The sequence below is a fragment of the Glycomyces sp. TRM65418 genome (assembly GCF_019710475.1).
Taxonomy (GTDB): Bacteria; Actinomycetota; Actinomycetes; order Mycobacteriales; family Micromonosporaceae; genus Glycomyces.
In genome coordinates this window covers 1-21817 of record NZ_JAJFAX010000009.1, presented here as the reverse complement: position 1 = coordinate 21817, position 21817 = coordinate 1, and the positions used below count along the sequence as shown (strand labels likewise).

General features: G+C 71.1%; 18 protein-coding genes. 10 read left to right on the top strand and 8 right to left on the bottom strand.

The genetic code is table 11. The features are described 5' to 3' along the window. Window positions 1-53 precede the first annotated feature (53 nt). Window positions 54-881: an SAM-dependent methyltransferase gene (locus tag K3N28_RS18395; RefSeq protein ID WP_228094214.1), complete on the bottom strand. Its 828-nt coding sequence runs from the start codon at window positions 879-881 to the stop codon at window positions 54-56. Between the two features lie 407 nt (window positions 882-1288). On the opposite strand from K3N28_RS18395, the gene K3N28_RS18390 reads away from it, so the two are divergent. The 4 genes from K3N28_RS18390 to K3N28_RS18375 all read left to right on the top strand — a co-directional run bounded on the left by K3N28_RS18390 (window position 1289) and on the right by K3N28_RS18375 (window position 4719). Then, window positions 1289-2467 carry a MalY/PatB family protein gene (locus K3N28_RS18390; protein ID WP_228094213.1) on the top strand — a complete coding sequence of 393 codons (1179 nt, stop codon included), beginning with the start codon at window positions 1289-1291 and terminating at the stop codon, window positions 2465-2467. A 36-nt stretch (window positions 2468-2503) separates the two neighbouring features. Next, a complete protein-coding gene (locus K3N28_RS18385; protein ID WP_228094212.1) occupies window positions 2504-2953 on the top strand; it encodes a MarR family winged helix-turn-helix transcriptional regulator in 450 nt (149 codons plus the stop codon). Beyond that, on the top strand, window positions 2950-3669 hold the full coding sequence (locus K3N28_RS18380; protein ID WP_228094211.1) for a hypothetical protein: 720 nt from the start codon (window positions 2950-2952) through the stop codon (window positions 3667-3669). Before K3N28_RS18385 ends, K3N28_RS18380 begins: the two co-directional genes overlap by 4 nt. A gap of 228 nt (window positions 3670-3897) precedes the next feature. Beyond that, the gene (locus K3N28_RS18375) at window positions 3898-4719 is read left to right on the top strand and encodes a DUF1206 domain-containing protein (RefSeq protein ID WP_228094210.1); all 822 of its coding nucleotides are present in this window, start codon (window positions 3898-3900) and stop codon (window positions 4717-4719) included. 281 nt (window positions 4720-5000) lie between these two features. On the opposite strand, the gene K3N28_RS18370 is transcribed toward K3N28_RS18375, so the two are convergent. The 5 genes from K3N28_RS18370 to K3N28_RS23275 all read right to left on the bottom strand — a co-directional run bounded on the left by K3N28_RS18370 (window position 5001) and on the right by K3N28_RS23275 (window position 10048). Next, complete coding sequence (locus tag K3N28_RS18370) at window positions 5001-5702, bottom strand: DUF4386 domain-containing protein (RefSeq protein ID WP_228094209.1); 702 nt, start codon at window positions 5700-5702, stop codon at window positions 5001-5003. A 266-nt stretch (window positions 5703-5968) separates the two neighbouring features. Further along, a complete protein-coding gene (locus tag K3N28_RS18365) occupies window positions 5969-6232 on the bottom strand; it encodes a GlsB/YeaQ/YmgE family stress response membrane protein (RefSeq protein WP_228094208.1) in 264 nt (87 codons plus the stop codon). 306 nt (window positions 6233-6538) lie between these two features. Beyond that, window positions 6539-6913, bottom strand: coding sequence for a class I SAM-dependent methyltransferase (locus K3N28_RS18360; RefSeq protein WP_228094207.1), 375 nt, complete (start codon window positions 6911-6913; stop codon window positions 6539-6541). A 76-nt stretch (window positions 6914-6989) separates the two neighbouring features. Beyond that, window positions 6990-7448, bottom strand: coding sequence for a GNAT family N-acetyltransferase (locus K3N28_RS18355; RefSeq protein ID WP_228094206.1), 459 nt, complete (start codon window positions 7446-7448; stop codon window positions 6990-6992). A 215-nt stretch (window positions 7449-7663) separates the two neighbouring features. After that, window positions 7664-10048 (bottom strand): xyloglucanase, encoded by a 2385-nt coding sequence (locus tag K3N28_RS23275; RefSeq protein WP_255640292.1) that lies wholly within the window; start codon window positions 10046-10048, stop codon window positions 7664-7666. Between the two features lie 576 nt (window positions 10049-10624). Here K3N28_RS23275 and K3N28_RS18345 point away from each other — a divergent pair. Together K3N28_RS18345 and K3N28_RS18340 are read left to right on the top strand one after the other, a co-directional pair. Continuing rightward, on the top strand, window positions 10625-12526 hold the full coding sequence (locus tag K3N28_RS18345) for a glycoside hydrolase family 3 protein (RefSeq protein ID WP_228094205.1): 1902 nt from the start codon (window positions 10625-10627) through the stop codon (window positions 12524-12526). Window positions 12527-12806: 280 nt separating this feature from the next. Next, on the top strand, window positions 12807-14021 hold the full coding sequence (locus tag K3N28_RS18340; protein WP_374209827.1) for a glycosyltransferase: 1215 nt from the start codon (window positions 12807-12809) through the stop codon (window positions 14019-14021). Here the strand turns inward: K3N28_RS18340 and K3N28_RS18335 are convergent. Continuing rightward, complete coding sequence (locus K3N28_RS18335) at window positions 14018-14674, bottom strand: cellulose binding domain-containing protein (protein WP_228094203.1); 657 nt, start codon at window positions 14672-14674, stop codon at window positions 14018-14020. The genes K3N28_RS18340 and K3N28_RS18335 overlap by 4 nt on opposite strands. 266 nt (window positions 14675-14940) lie before the next feature. On the opposite strand from K3N28_RS18335, the gene K3N28_RS18330 reads away from it, so the two are divergent. From K3N28_RS18330 to K3N28_RS18315, 4 genes are all read left to right on the top strand, one after another. Continuing rightward, complete coding sequence (locus K3N28_RS18330) at window positions 14941-17265, top strand: FdhF/YdeP family oxidoreductase (protein WP_228094202.1); 2325 nt, start codon at window positions 14941-14943, stop codon at window positions 17263-17265. Window positions 17266-17393: 128 nt separating this feature from the next. After that, on the top strand, window positions 17394-18215 hold the full coding sequence (fdhD, locus tag K3N28_RS18325) for a formate dehydrogenase accessory sulfurtransferase FdhD (protein ID WP_228094201.1): 822 nt from the start codon (window positions 17394-17396) through the stop codon (window positions 18213-18215). 397 nt (window positions 18216-18612) lie between these two features. Beyond that, window positions 18613-20313 carry a DUF6055 domain-containing protein gene (locus tag K3N28_RS18320; protein ID WP_228094200.1) on the top strand — a complete coding sequence of 567 codons (1701 nt, stop codon included), beginning with the start codon at window positions 18613-18615 and terminating at the stop codon, window positions 20311-20313. Between the two features lie 165 nt (window positions 20314-20478). Further along, on the top strand, window positions 20479-20889 hold the full coding sequence (locus tag K3N28_RS18315) for a hypothetical protein (RefSeq protein WP_228094199.1): 411 nt from the start codon (window positions 20479-20481) through the stop codon (window positions 20887-20889). A gap of 11 nt (window positions 20890-20900) precedes the next feature. Here the strand turns inward: K3N28_RS18315 and K3N28_RS18310 are convergent, their stop codons facing one another. Next, window positions 20901-21659 carry a TipAS antibiotic-recognition domain-containing protein gene (locus K3N28_RS18310; protein WP_228094198.1) on the bottom strand — a complete coding sequence of 253 codons (759 nt, stop codon included), beginning with the start codon at window positions 21657-21659 and terminating at the stop codon, window positions 20901-20903. Window positions 21660-21817: the final 158 nt, after the last annotated feature.

Below are 21817 nucleotides of genomic sequence, written 5' to 3'. Positions count from 1 at the left end.
TCTCGAACACGCTGCGCGGTACTAATGTACGGCTCGGCCGCACTCGCCTCGCCTCAGGGCTTGACGGCGATCCCGGCCATGTACGTGCGCTCGTACGGCTCGAAGTCGTCGAATGCGGGAACCTTCCGGTCCGGTTCCTCGGGGTACCAGCGCGGGACGTACTCCAGACCCGGCGGCACCAGCGGCATGCCCAGGAAGTGCCCTCGGATGCGCTCGACCGGACGGGCCCAGCCGGTGCCGAGCGTCTCCAGGCTCGCCTGCGAGAGCGCGTGCTGGGCCGGGTCGCCCGTGTCGGGCCACGCGGTGAGGAACAGGTGCGAGCCGGAGGCGAGCGGCTCCATGAGGGCGCCGATGATCTCGTCGGGGGACTCGTCTCCGGCGATGTGCATGATCATCCCCACGAGCATGAGGCCGATGGGCCGGTCGAAGTCGAGATTGGCGCGCACTTCGGGATTCGCGAGGATCCCGGCGGGGTCGCGCATGTCGGCCGTCACCACGGTGGTGGTGCGGTTGTCGACCAGGAGCGCCCGGCCGTGGGAGAGCACCATCGGATCGTTGTCGACGTAGACGACCCGCGCGCCGGGGTTGATCTCCTGGGCCGCCTCGTGGGTGTTCTGCTCGGTCGGCAGTCCGCATCCGATGTCGAGGATCTGGTCGATCCCGGCCCACCGCACCATGTACCGGACGCCCCGGATGAGCGCGGCCCGGTTGAGCCGGGCGGCCTCGCGGGCTTGGGGGACCCTCCGCGTGAAGACGTCGGCGGCCTCGCGGTCGGCCTTGAAGTTGTCCCGGCCGCCGAGGATGGCGTCGTAGACGCGCGCGGTGGTGGGGACGGCGGGATCGATCCCGGCCGGCGACCATTCGGGGACTGCTTCGTTCACGGCATTCCAATCGGCGCTGAATGGGCAGGTGACAGGGGGATCGGGGCGTCGCTTCGGATAGTTGCGGCCCGGCCCGGCCCGCGGGGACGGGGATCGCGGCCGGTCCCGCCGCCGGTGCGGGACGTCGCTCCAGCCTAGCCCATGTCGAGGGCTCACCGGAATCGACGCACGCCTGCACGAGCGGTTACCGCACCGTCCGCGGGCTGCGGATTCGCCGTTCTCGCACCGCAAGGCGTGGTCGAAGACCGTCCACAGGCCTCCGGGCGGCCGGCTTCGCTCTTGTTTACATAGGGCGGTCGTCGGCCCTCTGCGGCCGTTCTGGACCGGATTCCCCCGCCTGGCCTCGAGGAGCGAACTCACAGCATCCGACTCGTGACACAGCGGTGAATCTTCGCTACCGTCTTGCCATGAGCGCCACTACGAATGCCTCGAACGACCTGCCCGGCGACCCGCTGCGGCAACTCACTCCCGACCGGCTCCGCCAGCGCACCGGCGTCAAATGGCGAGCCCACCCCGCCGACGTCCTGCCCCTGTGGGTCGCCGAGATGGACGTCCTCCCGGCCGCACCCGTCGTCAAGGCCGTCACCGACGCCATGGTGATCGGCGACACCGGATACCCGTCCGGGACGGCCTACGCCGAGGCCATGGCCGCCTTCGCCGCCGAACGCTGGAACTGGCGCCTCGACCCGGGTCTCATCAGGACCGTGCCCGACATGATGCTCGGCGTCGTCGAGATGCTCAAGCTCGTCACGCGGCGCGACGACGCGGTCGTGATCAACAGCCCCGTCTACCCGCCGTTCTACGCCTTCAGCGCATTGAACGGCCGCAAGGTGATCGAAGCGCCCCTTGGCGACGACCACCGCATCGACTTCGCCGCCCTCGCCGCCGCCTTCGAACTCGCGCTCGGCCGCGGCGGCCGCGCCGCCTACCTCCTGTGCAGCCCCCACAACCCCACCGGGACCGTCCACACCGCCGCCGAACTCGCCCGCGTCGCCCGCCTCGCCGCCGACTACGGCGTGCGCGTGATCGCCGACGAGGCCCACGCGCCGATCGTCGCCCCCGGCACCGACTTCACGCCGTACCTCACGGTCCCCGGCGGTGGGTCGGGCCTTGCGGTGACCTCCGCCGCCAAGGCCTGGAACCTGCCGGGCCTGAAGGCCGCCGTCGCGATCGCCGGGCCGGACTCGGCGGCCGACCTGGCCCGGATGCCCGAGGAGATGAGCTCCAGCGTCAGCCACGTCGGCGCCATCGCGCACGCCGCCGCCTTCGCCGAAGGCGGCCCCTGGCTCGACGCGCTCCTCGCGGGCCTCCAATCGAACCGCCGCCTGCTCGCGGACGCGCTCGCCGAGCGCCTGCCGCGCGTGCGCTACCGCCCTCAGCCGGGCGCCTACCTGGCCTGGCTGGACTGCCGCGACCTCGGGCTCGGCGACGACCCCGCCGCGGTCTTCCTCGAACGCGGCAAGGTCGCGCTCAACTCGGGGCTGCCGTTCGGCACCGGCGGCGCGGGACACGTGCGCCTCAACTACGCGACCTCGCCGGAGATCCTCACCGAGGCCGTCGAACGCATGGCCTCCGTCCGAACCTGATTGACAGGTACCTGTCAATAATCTAGGGTCGAGGGCGTGGCACTCAGTCCCCGCGCCCTCGCCGTCTCCGACCTCGCCATCGAGGTCTTCCGCGCCAACGGCGCCCTCCTCGCCGCCGGGGACGCCCTCACCGCGCCCGCGGGGCTCACCAGTGCCCGCTGGCAGGTCCTCGGCGTCATCGACCACGGGCCGGCCACCGTCGCCGACGTCGCCCGGACCATGGGGCTGCGCCGCCAGAGCGTCCGGCAGACCGCCGACGCCCTGGTGGCCGACGGCCTCGCGACCTTCCACGACAACCCCTGCCACCGCCGCGCCCGACTCCTCGCACCGACCGACGCCGGGCGGCGCGCCCTTGCCGAAGTCGAACGCGCCCATGCCGAATGGGCCGACCGGCTCGCCGCCGCGCTCGATCCGGCCGCGGTCGCGGCCGCGACCGCGGCCCTGCGCGCCCTCACCACCGCACTCGAACCGGAAGGAAGCCGATGAGCGGCGAGACCACCGTCCCTCTGCTGCCGTGCAGGTCCATCGACGAGACGAGCGAGTTCTACCGGATGCTCGGCTTCGAGCGGACCCATCACCAGACCCGGCCGAACCCGTACATCGTCATGGCCCGCGACGACTGGGAGCTGCACTTCTTCGGCGTCGACGTGCTCGACCCCGAGAACACCTACGGCACCTGCCTCGTCTTCGTCCCCGACACGGGCGCGCTGTGGGAGGCCTTCGCCGCCGGCATGCGCGAGGCCCACGGCAAGCTCCTGGTCTCGGGAATCCCGCGCATGACCCGGCCGCGCAAACGCGGCAACACCGGCAACCGGGCCGGCTTCTCCGTCACCGACCCCAGCGGCAACATCCTCCGGATCTTCCCGCAGCAGGAGGACTCCGAGAAGGCCGAAGCGCCGCAGAGCAGGCTCGGCCGGACCCTCGTGAAGGCGATCATCCTGGGGGAGTCGAAAGGCGACGCCGCGCAGGCGGCCCGCATCCTCGACGCGACGCTGGAGCGAAGCGGCGACGATGCCCCGAGGCGCGAACTCCTCGACGCTCTGGTCTACCGGGCCGAACTCGCGATGCGCGAGGGCGACGAGACCAAGGCGGCCGAACTCCTCGAACGCGTCGAGGAGACCGATCTCTCCGAAGAGGACCGAGAGGGCGCCTCGTCCGCGCTCGCCACCGCCGGGGACCTCGCTCGACAGCTCGAGGGCTAGGGCGTGTTCAGGAATGCGGGGTGCGGTCGAGGGGGATCGCGACCTTCGCGCCGTGTGCCGTACAGGTCGGCCGAGAACGAAGCCGGCCCGGAGAAGATCGCCGTGGCGCGTCGGCGGCCTGCGGTCTCCCTGGACAGCGTCGACGACGGCGCGGTGTCGTCGCTCGTTCAGCGGCTTCGGCACCCGGGACGCGTTTGAGACCGGTCGCCATCGGTAACCCATGGCGGCATGTCCTCCACCCCTAACGTGCGCAGCACCGCCTCGCGCGCGGCCAACAGCAAACCGCTGGAGCTCCTCGCGCGCGGCGGCTTCATCGCATACGGCGTCATCCACCTGCTGTTCGCGTGGCTGGCGCTGCAGGTCGCCTTCGGTGACTCGTCCGGTGAGACCGATCAGTCCGGCGCCTTGAAGACCCTCGCTCGGCAGCCGGCCGGCGAGTTCCTGGTCATCGGCATCATCATCGGCATGGTCGCGCTGGCCGTCTGGCAGGCCTTCGAGGCGGCGCTCAGCCATCGCGGCTCGCGGGACCGGAGCGCGATGGCCGAGCGCGTCGTCTCCGGCTGCCGCGCGGTCCTCTACCTCTACTTCGCCTACCTCGGCTATAAGGTGGTCAGCGGCGCGAACGCGTCGCAGTCGCAGAGCCAGCAGTCCTCAGCATCATCCATGATGGACTCAAGCGGTGGCCGCTTCCTGGTCGGCCTGGCCGGTCTCGTCGTGGTCGGCGTCGGCGTCGGCCTGGTGGTCTACGGGCTGAAGAAGAAGTTCCAGAAGCACCTGAACACCGGGCAGATGAACCCGACGGTGCGCCGGACGGTGCAGCGGCTCGGCATGGCGGGATACACGAGCAAGGGCGTCGCGTACGGCATCGCCGGCGCGCTGATCGTCTCCGCGGCGATCAACTACGACCCGGAGAAGGCCGGCGGCCTCGACGCCGCCCTCAATACGCTGGCAGGGACCGCTTGGGGCACATGGCTCCTCGTCCTGATCGCCCTCGGCATCGCGTGCTTCGGCGTCTACTGCTTCTTCCAGGCCAAGTACCGAAAGGTCTGACCCGCCGGCCGTGTGAGGACGCGTTCGCGAACGACGTGCTCACCGCGCTGCCCGCCGTCCGTTGCGAAGCCACCGTCCAGGTGGCGATCCTCCTCGGCCGGACCCCGCATTCCTCACCACGACCTAGGTCGTATTGTCCGAGTCCTGCGGCACTCGGCGAAGCAGCCTCCTATTGCGTGCTGTTGCGGGACAACAGATGCAATGGGAGGCTGCCGCAATGCTCGAACACGGCCCGGCCTTCGCGGTCGAACCGTCTCCGGTTCGAGGCGGCGGGCCGGCGGTCATGCCGGAACGAGTCCGCGTTCGAGGGCGTTGCGGCGCAGGCCCCTCGTCAGCAGGTAACCGATCATCCAGAGTTCTCCCGCGGTGGGAACGAGGACGAGGCCGTCGATCAGGGCGGTCGGGGCGTCGGGCCACAGGTAGGTCTGGAACGCGATCGCGAGGTAGACGAAGCCTCCGGCGAGGAGGAGGTGTCCGAGGAGGCGGGGCATGTGTCCCGAGGTCGCCACGAGGCGGCCCATCGGGATGAGCCACAGCCCGAAGAAGAGCTGGCCTACGCCCCAGAGCACGCCGTTCAGCTCCATCATGAGCAGCGCCGTGCCGGGCTGCCCGCCTGCGAGCCCTGTCATGTCTCCTGTGGACATGTTGGCCGCGGCGGCGGTGAACCCGGCCGCCACCAGGATCGCGGCGGCGTTGAAGGAGCCGAAGAGGGCGAGCGCGCCCGCGGCGAAGGCGTTCACGCCGCGGAGCAGGCGGTAGAACCAGAGGGCGACGAGGACCTGGGCGACCGCGGCCCCCATTTCAGCGGCCAGACCCAGGCGAGCGAGGGATTCCTTGTCGGCGAGGTTCGCGGCGGTGGCGACGGCATCGCCTTCGACGTAGAGGTTGCCGCGCGCGATCAGGAAGCCGAACATGCCGAACAGCGCCAGCGCCAGGTAGAGCACGCCGGTGAGGCGCGCGGTGCGAACGGGGTCGTCTTTCACGGTGTCACTCCAGAGAGGTGGACGGCGTCGGCCCGCTTCGAGCGGGCAGGCCCGTGGAACTGCGCTGAGCAGTGCTCATGAGGCAGACGCTGCGAATGATGTCAAGAATCCTTGACATCATTGAATGTATACCTGAGTTGACATCATGTCAAGAGTTCTATACATCTCGACGGGAGGCGGTCTCCCGGGGGCGGCGCGACGCCGCACACAGCGAACGGGGCCCGCGCGCGATGCGCGCGGGCCCCGGAAGCTGCAAGTGCTAGTGACTAGTGAGCGGTCTTGTGGCGGCTCGAGGCGATGCCTTCGGCGATGCCGATGAGCAGCACCGAGGCGATCACGGCGACCACGAAGCCGAGGACGTTCAGCTCCCAGATGTCGCCGGTGCCGAGCAGGTTGGCGATCGTCCCGCCGATCACCGAGCCGACCAAGCCCAGGATCAGGGTGGCGAGAATACCGAGGCGCTGCTTACCCGGCTTGATGAGACGGGCCAGCGCGCCGATGATAAGGCCTGCGACGATGAAACCAATCATTGTGGAACCTCCGTAGTCGTTGAACTGAGGTTCTCTCTAGTTACCCGCTCGCGGCGATTTCACACACCCGATCACTTGACGGCCACGTGAACTGACGACTCCGATCGCATGGCCCCCCTCGAACGAGGAGAGAGGGAGCAGCTGGCTCAGGCCCCGGACATCGTTCCAAATGGGATCTGCACCGGTGCATTGAACCTTGCGATGTCGGTCCATTTGCAAGTTTCCACGGGATGGCCGAAGGCGTGAGAGTCGGACATTCGGCCACCAATCCGGCCACCTCGATGCTTCACCGCGACCTCGGACGCGTCAGGGGCGGCGCAACAGGGCCGCCAGGAGCGACGGGTTGCGATCGAGCCGCTCGTAGGACCCCGCGTCCACCGCCTCCAGCTCGGGGACGGCGCGGGGCTCCCGCAGCGTTTCGAGCGCGCCCCCGGTCCGGACGCGGGCGTGTTCGAGGAGATCGGCGCTGCCGTCGACGCCGAGCACCGTGGCGCCCCGTTCGGCCAGGGCCGCCGCATCATGCCCGGGACCGCAGCCGACATCGAGGACGCGGAGCCCGGCGATGTCTCCGGCGAGTGCGCGCATTGCGGGTCGGTCGATGTAGGCGTTGTAGGCGCCGGTCTCGGACAGGGCGGCGAACGCGCCGCCGAGGGCGCCGTGATAGGCGGTCTCTCCGAGCATCGAGCAAGTATGGTTCCGTCTCGGCCGCTGCGCCATCCGATTCAGGCGCGTACCGAACGCGACGACGCCGTCGCGTTCAGCGGTGCCAGCGCAGATGGAGGTCCGGGAGGCGCTCCTCGTTGTCCGAGCCGTCGCCGACGTCGACCACTGCGAACCCGTGCCGTTCATAGAAGGCCCGTGCGCCCGCGTTCTGCTCGAACACGCGCAGATGCAGCTCGGAACGCCGCCGCTTCGCCTCGGCCAGCAGCGCCTCTCCGACTCCCTGCCCTTGCGCCGCGGGTTCGACGTAGAGGTGATCGAGCCGATCGCCCTGCAGCGCGGCGAATCCGACCGCTGCCCCGTGTCGCTCGGCGACCCACAGTTCCGACTGCGGAGCCATCACGTGCTCGACCCACCAAGCGGTCTGCTCGTACGTGTAGAGCGCGGGCAGATACGCCATCCGGCCGCGTGCGGCCCAGAAGACCGCGGTCAGCCGATCGGCGTCGCCGACGCCTCCTCGCCGCACGAGCGGCGGCGCTTCATCGCGTATCAACACGCCGACCTTTCTGAGGGGTGAGACCCGCGGTCACCGTGGGCCGCGAGTGCGCATTCCGGCCTCTGCAACCGTGATGCGGTCGAGCAGTGCCGCCCTGTCGACGGTACTGCCCGACTGATGACGGCAATGCGCCGGCCGCGGGGCCGAACGGTGGCCCCGCGACCGGCGCGGTCGCTCCCCTGAGCGTTCAGGCGAGGGGTGGGTCCGATGAGGACTTAATCGGCGATGTCGCCGTAGATCAGGCCGCGACCGTTCGTCGCGATGTAGACCCGGCCGTACACCTCCGGGTCGCCCGAGATCGCCTTGCCGGTCCAACCCCACTGATGCGCGTCGTCGTTGATCCGCGCCCAGCTGCGGCCCTCGTCGGTCGACCGCCAGATGCCGCGCTTCCCGCCGGCCTTCGCCGAGGCGTAGATCGTCGGGTAGCCGCGCCGACGGGCCTTGCCGAAGCCCACCGCGTCCGCCTCCTCGAAGTCGCGGATGCGCTTCCAGGACCGGCCGCCGTCGGTGCTGCGCCACATCCCGTACACCGCGTCGACCTCGGCGGGCGTGTTGCCGCCGGCCAGCCACAGGTGCCCGCGCTTGCCCGGGACGGCGCGGAAGTCCACATCGCCCTCCGCGGGCAGGCCCGACGCGTTCGTCTTGGCGAAGCTCAGGCCGCCGTCGCGGCTCGCGTAGAACGCGCCGGCGGCGAAGGCGTACAGCCAGTTCGGGTTCACTCGGTCCGCGCGCACCTTCGCGCCCCCGGGCAGGCCCTCCACCGGCGTCCAGCTCTGACCGAGGTCGGTGCTGAGCACCGGCGCGGTCGTCCCGTCGCCGGGCGTCCACACGATCACCTCGCCGTCCGCGCTCACCGCGACCGTGCCGCCGTTCGCGCCGCCCGCGACGCCTTCCAGGCGCTTCGTGGTCAGCCAGGTCGCGCCGCGGTCGATCGAGACGCCGACGTGCCCGTCGACGTCGCCTTCCACGTCACCGGAGCCGACCACCACATCGGGCTTCAGCGCCGCGAAGTCCACGCTCCGGCCCGAGGACCAGTCGGGGTTGCGGATCTGCGTCCCGGCGCGGCCGAGGTCGCTCTGGACGAACCCGCCGAGGTCGCCCATCGCCGTCACCACGGTGCCGCCGAGCGCCGCGATGTCCTGCACCGCGGTCTCCTCCAGGCCCTCGACCCGGACGGCGACGGTGAACGGGTCGACCGGCAGCGCCACCTGCCGGCCGGCCTCGTCGTCCCAGCCCACGAGCGGGCCCTGCGCGTCCCAGGCCGTCAGCTGCTCGGTGCCCCAGATGGTCGCGCCGGTGCCCCACATGATCCGGTTCGAGTCGTGCGGGTCGATCGCGAGCGCGTCGATCATCCAGCCGTGCTTGACCGCGTAGGACGGGCCGTCGTCGACGCCGCCGAACGACAGCCACTCGCTGCCGCCGGGGTCCATGGTGAACCGGTCGGTGCGCTGCGGCGGCCACGAGAAGTCCGCGTCCCACGCGTAGTCCCAGCTCGTCTCCCAGGTCGCGCCGGAGTCCCTGGACCGGTAGATGATCTCGTCGGGCCACCAGTTGTTCTGCGTCGCGGCCATGAGGGTGCCGGGGTTCCGGCGGTCGACGGTGACCCCGCCGAAGCCGGGGATGGCGCCGACCGGGTTGTACGACGGGGTGACGTCGGTCCATTCGCCCGAGGCGAGGTCCAGCCGCCAGATCGCGCCGCCCTTGCCGGAGGCCGGTCCGCCGTTGTAGGGGCCCGGGTCCCAGCTGGTGACGATGAACAGGTGGCCGTTCTCGTGGTCGATCGCGGCCTGCTTCGGGATGGCCTTGTTGCCGTCCACGGCGCCGATGGCGGTGGCCCCGGGAACGGGCTGCCAGGTCTGGCCGCGGTCCTCGGAGACGTAAAGGGGGTCGGCCGGGTCGGCGACGCCGACGAAGATCCGGCCGGTCTGGTCGAACTCGGTCCAGATGACGCCCTGGTTGTCGTCGGAGTAGTCGCTGCCGGGGTCCTGCACGAAGTTCCCGGCGTTCGGGAACTCCTCCACGCGCGCCCAGGTGCGGCCGTGGTCCTCGGACCGCCAGAGGCCGTTGCCGTTCGGGGTGCCGAGGTAGACGACCGCGTTGTCGGCCGGGTCGACGGCGAGGCGCTCGCCCATGCCGCGGCCGGGCATGTTGCCGCCCTGCTTGAACGGCAGCTCGGCCGCGCCCCACGTGTCGCCGTAGTCGTCGGAGTAGAGGACCGCGCCGTTGATCGGGTCCCAGTCGTTGGTGTAGGTGCCGACGGCCGCGTAGACCCGGTTGGGCTCGACCGGGTCGGTGGCGACGGAGACGACGCCGGTCCAGCCCCAGTCGTCCCAGCCGACCCAGTCGAGGAGCGGCTTCCACGTCTGGGTGGGCTCCTGCCAGCGGTAGAGGCCGCCGATGTCGGTGCGGGCGTAGATGAGGTCGGCTTCGGTCTCGTTGAAGACGATGCCGGGGACGTAGCCGCCGCCGTTGACCACGGCGTTGCGCCAGGCGTAGGCGTCCTCGCAGCGGCCGCTGGTCTTGGCGAAGGCGGGGGCGGGGACGGCCGCGGCCGCGACAGCGGCGGCGCCGAGCGAAGCGGCGAGAGTGCGTCGTCGCACGTGTGCTCCTAGAGGGCAGAGGGACGGTGAGGGCTCGAACGGGGGAGACCACCGAAGGGTTAGTTTGGAGGCCCAACATAACAGCCTCGGCTCACCGTGGCAACCAGGTGTTCCATCGAGACGGGGAACGGGTGGTCGTGCGCGCTGTCCGCACCGCGCCGCCCACGCGAAAGGAAGGCCATGCACGAGCCCGGCGCGCTGGACGGTACGCGCGCGGACCGAGCCGCACCGGCGGCACCGCTCGCCCGCACCGACGGGCGCCCGAACCCGGCCGGTCGCCGCGTACGGGCCGCGAGACGGGCCCGGCCCGTGCGCGACGGCGTCCGCCTGGCGCGAGCCCCGCGAACCGCGTGGACCCCGCCGGACCGATGGACGCGCGGGCCGTGCGCTCGGCGAGCGTTCGTTCGCCATACCCCTGCGGCACTCTCGAGCCGGAGCGGCTTCACGCTCCGACGCACCCCACCCCATGAGCACGGATCCGTCCTCCGCCTCCATGGACACGGCAGCGCCCCTTCAATTACGCTGTGCTCAGGTTGGGACCGTAGTCGTCCGCCCGCCCCTCGAGGAGCTCATGCCATGGGCGCAAGCCTGCCCGCACTCCTGCGCCGCCCGGCGATCCTCTGGATCGCCCTGGCCGCGGCACTCGTCGCCGCGTCGGTCATCGCCCTCCTCGTCGTGCCGCGCAGCGACGCCGATGAAGCGTCCTATCGCGACCCCGCCCTCCCGGTCGCCGAACGCGTCGAAGATCTCCTCGGCCGCATGACGATCGAGGAGAAGGTCGGCCAGATGACCCAGGCCGCCGTCCCCGCCGTCGAGGACACGCCTGCCGACATCGCCGAACTCGGCATCGGCTCGCTCCTCAACGGCGGCTCCGACGCGCTGCACGACACGCCCGAAGACTGGGCCGCGATGATCGACGGCTTCCAGCGCCGAGCGCTCGACTCGCGCCTGGGCATCCCCCTCGTCTACGGCATCGACGCCGTCCACGGCAACGGCGCCCTCCCCGGAGCGGTCATCTTCCCGCACAACATCGGCCTCGGCGCCGCCCACGACCCCGAGCTCGCCGGCCGGACCGCCGCGATCACCGCCGCCGAGACCCGCGCCACGGGCGTCCACTGGACCTTCGCGCCGTGCGTGTGCGTCGCACGCGACAGCCGCTGGGGCCGCACTTATGAGTCCTACGGCGAAGACCCCGGCCTCGCCATCGAGTACGCCGGGCCCGTCGTCCGCGGCTTCCAAGGCGAGGACCTCGCCGCGAACACCAGCGTCCTGGCGACCGCCAAGCACTACGTCGGCGACGGCGGCACCGCCTACGGCACCTCCACCACCGAGGACTACCTCCTCGACCAGGGCGTGACCACCCTCACCGAAGACGAGCTGCGCCAACTCCACCTCGCCCCGTTCCAGTCCGCCGTGGACGCCGGAGTCGGATCGGTCATGGTCTCCTACTCCTCGACCGACCTCGGCGACGGCCCGGTGAAGGCCCACGCCGACGGCTACCTCCTCAACGACGTCCTCAAGGGCGAGCTGGGCTTCGACGGCTTCGTGGTCTCCGACTGGCAGGGCGTCGACCAGATCGGCGACGACTACGCCGAAGCCGTGCGCACCGCGATCAACGCCGGGATCGACATGGTCATGGTCCCCTTCGAATACGAGCGGTTCATCACCACGCTCCTCGCCGAAATCGAGTCCGGGGCCGTGAGCGAGGACCGCATCGACGACGCGGTCGCCCGCATCCTCACCCAGAAGTTCGCCCTCGGCCTGTTCGAGCGACCGCTCGCCGACACGACCGGCGCCGCCGACGTCGGCTCCGAAGCGCACCGCGCCGTCGCCCGCGAAGCCGTCGCCGCCTCGCAGGTCTTGCTGCGCAACGAGAACGACCTGCTCCCGCTCACCGGGGACGAGCGGCTCTACGTCGCCGGCTCCGGCGCCGACTCGCTCGGCCGCCAGATGGGCGGCTGGTCCGGCTCTTGGCAGGGCACCGTCGAATCGGTCCACGACGGCACGACCCTCCTCGCCGGCATCCAGGAGACCGCCGCCTCGGTCACCTACAGCGAGAAGGCGACCGAGCCGCTGGAGGGCGCGGACGTCGGCATCGTCGTCGTGGCCGAAGACCCCTACGCCGAAGGCGTCGGCGACGCCGGGGCGGGGAAGCACGACATGCGGGTGTCCGAAGCGGACGCCGCCGCGATCGACCACGTCTGCGGCGCCGTCGACTGCGCCGTCATCGTGGTCTCGGGCCGCCCCATCGAGATCGAGTCACACCTCGACGGCGTCGACGCGCTCGTCGCGGCCTGGCTCCCCGGCAGCGAGGGCGCGGGCGTCGCCGATCCGCTGTTCGGCCGGACCGCCTACGACGGCAGGCTCCCGGTCTCCTGGCCCCGCGTCCTCGAAGACGAGCCGCTCAACGTCGGCGACCCCGACTACGACCCGCTGTTCCCGTTCGGCCTGGGCCTCCGGACGGAAGCGACCGGCTGACGGCTCGACCGCCGAGTTCGACCAGCGGCCGTAACGGGACGGGTCCCGGGCGGCCCGCCGGCCACCGTCTGCGGGCGGCGGCCGGAAGCGGCCTGATCCGGCCGCACGGGGGAGGACATCGAGGAAGGCGGCCCGCCCGTCAGAGCGAAGCGGTGCGGGCACCGCCCGGCCGACTGCGGAGGACCGGGCCCCGCCACGGCCGGTCGAGACCTGCGGCCCCCCGGCACGCACGAGCACCGGTATCGCAGTATCGACGGGAGTCCACCGAACGGGGAGCGTCATGCGGGTGCTGTTGTCGACGTACGGATCGCGCGGCGACGTCGAGCCGATGGCCGCGCTCGCCGCGGCGCTGCGGGCGCTCGGAGCGGAAGCGCGGGTCTGCGCGCCGCCCGACGCGGAATTCGCGGACCTGCTGGCGCGTCTCGACATCCCGATGGTCCCCGCGGGCGACGCCGTGCGCCCCTTGGTCACCGGCACCGCCGAACCGTCCACCGCGGATCCGGCGGGGCGCACCGCCGCCATCATCGCCGACCAGTTCACGGCGATCACGGCCGCCGCCGCCGGGTGCGACGCCATCGTGGCGACCGGCATGTTCTCCGTCGCCGCCGCCGCGCGCTCGGCCGCCGACCGCCTCGGCCTCGGTTACCGCTACGTGAGCCTCCAGCCGACGTTCCTGCCGTCCGCGCACCACCCGCCGCCCGAGCGCCCCGGACGGCCGCTGCCCGCCGGGCCCGCCGACAACCAGACGCTGTGGGACCACGACGCCGCGAGCATGAACGCCCTGTTCAGCGCCGCGATCAACGCCCATCGCGCATCGGTCGGCCTGCCTCCGGTCGGCAACGTCCGCGACCACGTCTTCACCGCACGGCCGTGGCTCGCCAGCGATCCGACCCTGAGCCCGTGGCGGCCGACCGGCCTCGACGTCGTCCAGACCGGTGCGTGGCTCCTCCCGGGGGAACGGCCGCTCCCGGCCGACCTGGAGGCGTTCCTCGACGCCGGGCCCCCACCGGTCTACATCGGATTCGGCAGCATCCCGATCCGTCCCGCCGCGATCGCCGCCCGCGTGGCCGTCGGCGCCATACGCGCCCAAGGCCGCCGCGCCGTCCTCTCCAGCGGCTGGGCCGACCTCGACGCGTTCGACGACCGCGGCGACTGCATCGCCGTCGGCGACGTCGACCACCGGGCGCTGTTCCGGCGCGTGGCCGCCGTCGTCCACCACGGCGGCGCGGGCACGACCACCGCCGCGGCTCTGGCGGGCGCGCCGCAGGTCGTCGCCCCGCAGATCGCCGACCAGCCCTACTGGGCCCGCCGCGTCGCCGACCTCGGCATCGGCACCGCCCACGAACGCCCCGCCCTCAGCATCCGCTCCCTGTCGGCCGCACTCGGGACGGCCCTCGCCCCGCCGATCCGAGCCCGCGCCTCCGAAGTCGCCGCCGCGATCCGCACCGACGGCGCGGCCGCGGCCGCGACACGCCTGCTCGCCGGGGCCGCTTAAGCGACGGCCGTGCACGGCACCGAGTCGGGCAGCTCGAACCCGCGGTCGACCTCGGCCTGAAACCCGGTGACGGCGTCCTCGTCCGGATCGAGCCGGCCGTTCCAGCCTTCGCTGCCGTACCGGCCGTCGCCCAGATGCCGCATGTTCCAGGAATGCTCGATGTCCGCGCCGTCCATGGACAGATCGATCTCCCACGACTCGATCTCCTCCGCGCCGCTGTTCACCACCACGACGGTCACCTCGATCATGTCGTCCCACGACTGGTTGAGCGTCAGGCTCGCCGAACACGCCGTCGCCGCCGCGTCCTCCTCAGGCGGTTCGGCCGCCGTCGTGGTCACCGGAGGCCGCGAGCTCGACGCCGCATCCGAAGGCGCGGTGGAGGTCTCGGCCGCCGACGACTCCGCGAGGGACTCACTCGTCGCGCTGATGGTCGGCGTCACCTGCGTCGTGCTCGGGTCGTCCGCAGCATCCGAGATCGACGGCGCCACGGGCCCTTCGACGGCGCCCACCGGATCGCGGTCGGGCTCCTCGCCGAAGACGCCGAACTGCCACAGCGCGATCAGGACCGCCGCCGTGGAGACGACCCCCAGGATCTGGAGCGCGCGGCCGTGCAGGCGACCGCGCCCGGTCGAAGCGTCATCGTGCTCGTCCATCCCCACCGCCTTCCATTGAGGACTGCAACGCGGGTCCAGGACGAAGGACCCGCTCGTCCGCGTCGTTCAGCGTACCGGTGGGCCGGTGCCCGCGCGGTCCGCGCTGATTCGCCCCGATACCCGGTGTACTGGGATTTCAGGCCGATATCGTGCCGATTCGCGCTGAATCCCGACTTCGCTCCGTGCACGCTCTGCCTGCGGGTTCGGCACACGCCGCCTCCCGGCGCTCCCCGCCGCCCGGCCCGCGCGCGACCTACACTTTGCGGATGAGCAAGGCGCCCGACCTCGATCCCGCCCAGGACGCCCCCGACGTCCGCCGCCCGAAGCGGCACGCCGCGGGCCTGGCCGCCGTCGCCAGCTCGCTCCGGTTCGTCGGCTCCCAGACCGGGATCAAGCGCGGACTGCCCCTGCTGCGCGACGTCAACCAGACGGACGGCTTCGACTGCCCCGGCTGCGCCTGGCCCGAACCGACCCACCGCCACCCCGCCGAGTTCTGCGAGAACGGCGCGAAGGCCGTCGCCGAGGAGGCCACGCGCCGACGCGTCGACCCCGAGTTCTTCGCCGCCCACGCCGTCGCCGATCTCGCCGAGAAATCCGGTTACTGGCTCGGCCAGCAGGGCCGCATCACCGAACCCGTCCACCTCGCCGAAGGCGCGACCCACTACACCCCGATCGGCTGGGACGACGCCTTCGCGCTCATCGCCGCCGAACTCGCCGACCTCGCCCACCCCGACGCCGCGGCCTTCTACACCTCCGGGCGCACCAGCAACGAGGCCGCGTTCCTCTACCAGCTCTTCGCCCGCAAACTCGGCACGAACAACCTCCCGGACTGCTCCAACATGTGCCATGAGTCCTCGGGCGCGGCCCTGGCCGAGACCATCGGCATCGGCAAAGGCAGCGTCACCCTCGACGACCTCCACCGAGCCGACCTCATCATCGTCGCCGGGCAGAACCCCGGAACGAACCATCCGCGCATGCTCACCGCCCTCGAGAAGGCCAAACGCGCCGGGGCGCGCATCGTCGCCGTCAACCCGCTGCCCGAAGCCGGCATGCAGCGCTTCGACAACCCGCAGACCGCCCGCGGCCTCGCCGGACGCGGCACCGACCTCACCGACCTCTTCCTCCAGATCAAGGTCGGCGGCGACCTCGCGCTCTTCAGCGTCCTCAACCGGATGCTCCTGCGCGCCGACGCGATCGACCGAGAATTCATCGACGAGCACACCCACGGCTTCGAGGCCTTCGCCGCCCACCACGTGGCCGGAGACGACGCCGAGGCGCTGGCCGAGGCGGTCCGCCGCACCGGCCTGCCCGAGGCCGACGTCCAACGCCTCCTCGCGATGGTCCTCGACGCCGACAGGATCGTCGTCTGCTGGGCCATGGGCCTGACCCAGCACCGCCACGCCGTCCCCACCATCCGCGAGATCGTCGCCTTCCTGCTCCTGCGCGGCAACATCGGCCGGCCGGGCGCGGGCGTCTGCCCGGTGCGCGGTCACTCCAACGTCCAAGGCGACCGCACCATGGGCGTCTGGGAACGGATGCCCGACCGGTTCCTCGACGCCCTCGGCGCCGAATTCGACTTCGCGCCGCCCCGTGACCACGGCCTCGACACCGTCGGCGCCATCCGCGCCATGCGGGACGGCCGCGTGCGGGTCTTCTTCGCGATGGGCGGCAACTTCGTCGCCGCGACCCCCGACACCGCCGCCACCGAGACGGCCATGCGCCGCTGCCGCCTCACCGTCCACGTCTCGACCAAGCTCAACCGCTCGCACGTCGTGACCGGCTCCCGGGCGCTCATCCTCCCGGCGTTGGGCCGCACGGACATCGACATGCCCGCGGTCGCCTCGGGCCGCGGCCGCCGCGGTGACGCCCAGTTCGTCACGGTCGAAGACTCCATGGGCATCGTGCACGCCTCCCGAGGCAGCGTCCCGCCGCTGAGCCCGCACATGCGCTCCGAGATCGCCATCGTCACCGGCCTCGCCCGCGCGGTCTTCGGCCCCGACGACCCCGTGCCCTGGGAGGACTTCGCCGCCGACTACGACCGCATCCGCGAGCGGATCGAACGCGTCGTGCCCGGCTTCGCCGACTACAACGCCCGCACCCGCGTCCCCGGCGGCTTCGCGCTCCCGCACGCGCCGCGCGACGCCCGCGTCTTCCCCACGGCCACCGGCAAGGCCAACTTCACGGTCAACCCGGTGACCTCGCCCGAGGCCGGGCCCGGCCGACTGCTCCTGCAGACGCTGCGCAGTCACGACCAGTTCAACACCACCGTCTACGGCCTCGACGACCGCTACCGCGGCATCCACGAGGGCCGCCGCGTCGTGCTCGTCAACCCCGAGGACGCCGCCGAACTGGGCCTGCGCGACGGCGACTACTGCGACCTCGTGAGCGAGTGGACCGACGGAGACCGCCGCGCCCCGCATTTCAAGATCGTGCACTACCCGACCGCCCGAGGCTGCGCCGCCGCCTACTTCCCCGAGACGAACGTGCTGGTCCCGCTCGACTCGGTGGCCGAGTTCAGCAACACGCCCACGTCCAAATCGATCGTGGTCCGCTTCGAACCCGACAGCGGGACGGTCGAAGCGTCGACGTGACGCCGGTCCTGTCCCGCCGACCCGACCGTGAGTTTCCACCTCCTCCCTCGAACCGACCGCCCCCGCCGCGCTATACAGGCAAGTACCACCTGACGAAGTGAAACCGTTCGAAGGGAACCTGAAGCCCGATGGGCCGTGTGACCGTCCGCCGCAAGACCACCCGCCTCGCCGCGGGGCGCCGCATCGAACGCGTCGACACCCTCGTCGTCGAAGAGCCCCTCGAACTGCGGGTCGGAGGCGAATCCCTGCAGGTCACGATGCGCACGCCCGGCGACGACTTCGACCTCGCCACCGGTTTCCTGCTCGCCGAGGGCGTCATCACGAAGCCGAGCGACGTCCTGAGCATGCGCTACTGCGCGGGCGTGGACGCGAACGGCGAGCAGACGTACAACCTCCTCGACATCACGCTGGCGCGCGGCGTGGAGGCGCCGCCGAAGTCGGCCAGGCGGAACACCACGGTCACGTCGGCGTGCGGCGTGTGCGGCAAGGACAGTCTCGAGGACGTCCGCACCAAGGCCGCCTGGGCCGTCGCCGAGGACGCCGCCGCCGTCAAGGCCGAGGTCCTCGCCTCCCTCCCGGTGCGGCTCCGCGAGGCCCAGAAGATCTTCGACCGCACCGGCGGCCTCCACGCCGCGGGCCTGTTCACCGCGGAGGGCGACCTGCTCGCCGTGAAGGAGGACGTGGGCCGCCACAACGCGGTCGACAAGGTGCTCGGCCAGGCCCTCCGCGAAGGCCGGGTCCCGTTGCGCGGCACCGTGCTCGCCGTCTCGGGCCGGGCCTCGTTCGAACTCGCGCAGAAGGCCGTGATGGCGGGCGTCCCGGTGCTCGCCGCGGTCTCGGCCCCGTCCTCACTCGCCGTCGAACTCGCCGAGGAATCCGGCCTGACCCTCGCCGGATTCGTCCGCGACGACACGATGAATCTCTACACTCGACCCGAACGTATCGTCTGACTCCTTCACCGAGGCTCGACGCCACTGACGACCGAGCCTTCCTGCAGCGGGTTCGAAGCACCACCGGGGCCATCGACGCTCACCGGCGAGTCCGCTCATGACGGACCCGTTCCGCTGCCACGGCATCGGAACGGCGCACTGAGCACCGCCGACGGCGGGCGCGGGCAATGCCCGCGCCCGCCGTTCGTTACAGGACGGCACCCACGTGCCGCCCGCCGATCAGAGTTCCCCTTACCTGGTTTACGCGGTTTGTTTCTGAAATCCCCTGTGCTTGTGCCCGCGTCGCGCCTCGGGATCTAATATTTACGTCCGTAAATATTAATGGCGGTTCGGTCTCGGGTCGGCGTTTCGACGGGCGGACCGCGGGCGCGCTTTCGCGCCTGATCGGAGGAGTCCAATGGAAATCACGCATAGACGACGGCGGCTCGGGGCCGTCGGATTGGCGGTCGGAGCGGTCATGGCCGCGTCCGTCGCAGTGGTGGCGGCAGTCCCGGCATCTGCCGCCGCATGCGAAGCCGTCCAGTACACCGTCAGTTCGCAATGGGGCACCGGGCACAACGCCGCAGTGTCCATCAAGGCCGGTTCCGAGTCGATCGACGGGTGGAAGATCGAGTTCGACCTGCCGGCCGGAGCCACGGTCCAGAACGCCTGGAACGTCGATTACACCCAGTCCGGCGCCCGCTTCACGGGCGAGGACGTCGGCTGGAACGCCGCCGTTCCCGCCGGGCGGACCAAGGAGCTCTTCGGGCTGACCGTCACCGGCAGCGGCACCCTGCCCACCGGGTTCAAGGTCAACGGCGCGACCTGCGGCGGCGGCACGTCCACGCCCACCGCGACGCCGACCGCCGGCGAACCCGACCCGACCGGTGAACCGCGGCAGCAGAAGGAGACGCGCACCCCCCGCTTCATGACCGAGGCCGGTGCCTCCACCCGCAACTACGTCGAGTCCGAGAACTTCACCGTCCGCTGGGGGGACGCGATCGACGCCGTCGCCTGGGGCCGCCAGCACGGCTACGACGACTACCCCCAGTGGGTCGCGAACCACATGGAGGAGATCTACGACTACTACGTCGACGAGGTCGGCTTCGTGGACCCCGCGGACCACGACACCGGATCTCGGTACCGGATCAACCTGTACCTGTGCGGAACCTGGTCCGGGGACTTCCTGCCGCCCGCGAACTGGGCCGGGCCGGACGACATCGGGGTCGGCCACATGTGCTTGCCGTACAACAAGACCTGGGACGACTGGGTCGAGTCGCACGAGTTCGGGCACATCCTCCAGTCGTACGCCGTCGACCTCAACGCCGACGCCGGCAACGGCGGCGGCTGGGGCGCGGGCAACCCGGTGGCCGGGCCGGTCTGGGAGGCCCACGCCAATTACCTGGCCCGCATGCAGCGGCCCGACGTCGTCACCGGCTCGGGTTACTACCTCGACCGGCAGCACCGACGCTGGCTCTCGCAGGAGACCTACTACGGCGACTGGATGATCTTCAACACCATCCGCGACACCTTCGGCGCCGAGACCGTCGACCGACTCTGGTTCGAAGCGCGCCAGGGCGAGCATCCGATCGACACGTTCAAGCGCGTCCTGCAGCTCGACCACCAGGAGTTCGCCTCCCTCTGGGCGAACAACTCCGCCCGGCAGGTCGTGTACGACTTCTCGGACGGGGCGGCGATCCGCTCCGACCTGTGGCGCGGCGGCGGCTACCGGCCGCTCCACACCGATCCGCTCCAGAGCCTGGGTTCGAACCGCTACCGGATCGCGTCCTCGGACGCCCCGCACCAGTACGGCCACAACATGATCCACCTGAACCCCACCGGTGGTTCGGTCGGCGTCCAGCTCACCGGGGCCTCCGACCTCGCCGGTGCGGACTGGCGGTTCCAGCTCGTGGCGGTCAAGGCCGACTTCTCGGTCCGCTACAGCAGCGTGCTCTCACCCGGGCAGACCGCGAACTTCTCGCTGCAGAGCGGGGAGACCCACATGATGCTCGTGGTCACCCCGACCCCGTCGCAGCACCGCAACTACCCGATGTGGCAGACCGGCGTCGGCGACCCGTTCCCGTACGAACTCACCATCACCGGCGCCACGCCTTCATGACCGATCGATCGTGCGGTGGGAAGCGGCACCGTGCCGCTTCCCACCGCGCTGTGAGGCGGAATCCCGATCGCCCGCCACCGGATCGGTCGAAGCCGGAAAAATCCGTGTTACGGTCGAAGACGCCCCTTTTCGATTTCGAATTCCATTTCTCACAAAGTAGGCGCCATGCCGCACGACTCCGTTCTCATCGAAACAGGCCTGCAAGTCCTCAAGCGCTATGCCGCGGAAGGCGAGACGCTTTCCTACGACGAGATGAACCGCGAACTCGGCGAGCCGTTCGAGTCGGACGCCGATCTCCCCGGGCGGATCGGGGAGTTGTGCGATGACATCAACGCGCACCATTCGAAGGCCACCGGTCTGAAGCTCATGATCTCGGTGCTCGTCCGCAACGGCGAGACGGGCCTGCCCGACGACGGCTTCTTCAAGCTGGCGGCCGGTCTCGGGCGCCTGGCCTGGACCGACGACCTCGACGCCAAGCGCGCCTTCGTCGGCGCGCAGGAGCGTCGGGTGTTCATGGTCTACCGCCAGCCGAAGCCCTCCGTCGGTGCGGGAGCGCCGGTGGGCATGGCCCGCTAGGGCCGGGTCCTTCAGAGGTTCGCGTCGGCGTAGGCGTTCATGCCCTCACGGAGGTACGCGGCGAGGTCCTGCTGGACCTCGTCGAACGTCGCGTTGAAGGCCGGGTCGTCGGTGTAGAGCGCGCCCAGGCCCTTGTAGGCCTCGGCGGTGGGGGCGGTGCCCCAGAGCTTCTCGATGAACCGGTAGTGGTGCTCGACCACCTCCTGGACGCCGGCGTCGGCGGGTTCGGCCCCCGCGTCGCGGAGCGCGGCCAGGCGCCGGTGGAAGTCCTCGAACGTCGCCGGGATCGCGCTGCGCTCCTCGGCCGACATGGCCCGGATCGCCCTTTCTCCGGCGTCCACCACCGCGTCGCCCCAGCGGCTGCGGGCCTCGGCCTCATGTCGTGCCTGCGTGTCGGCGTCGAGGCCGTCGAACCAGGTCTCGGGTGTCATGGTCTGCTTCCCTTCGAGTTGTCGGATGGTCGCTTCGACGGTGGCGGCGAGGTGATCCAGGCGCTCGCGTTCCTCGGCGAGCTGGATCGCGTGGCGTTCGAGCGCGGCGATCTCGTCGAGCGCGCCGTCCAGGATCTCCGCGATCACGTCCAGCCGCAGGCCGAGGCGCTTCAGCAGGAGGATCTGCTGGAGCCGCAGGAGTTCCGCCCGGCCGTAGCGGCGCAGGCCGCCGTGGCCGTGGCCGGCGGGCGTCAAGAGGCCGATCGCGTCGTAGTGGCGCAACGTGCGCGCCGTGACGCCGGTCAGCTTGACCACCTCGGCGGTCGACCAGGTCTGCATCGCCGGTTTCCTTCCTTCGTCGTGCGAATCCGACGGTATTGGCTGACGTTACGTCAGCCGCAAGCCGCATTTCCGGTGATGGCGCACACAGCGCCGGGGCCGGAGCGCAGTGCGCTCCGGCCCCGGCGGGGGTGAGGGGTCAGGGAGTGCGCACGTCC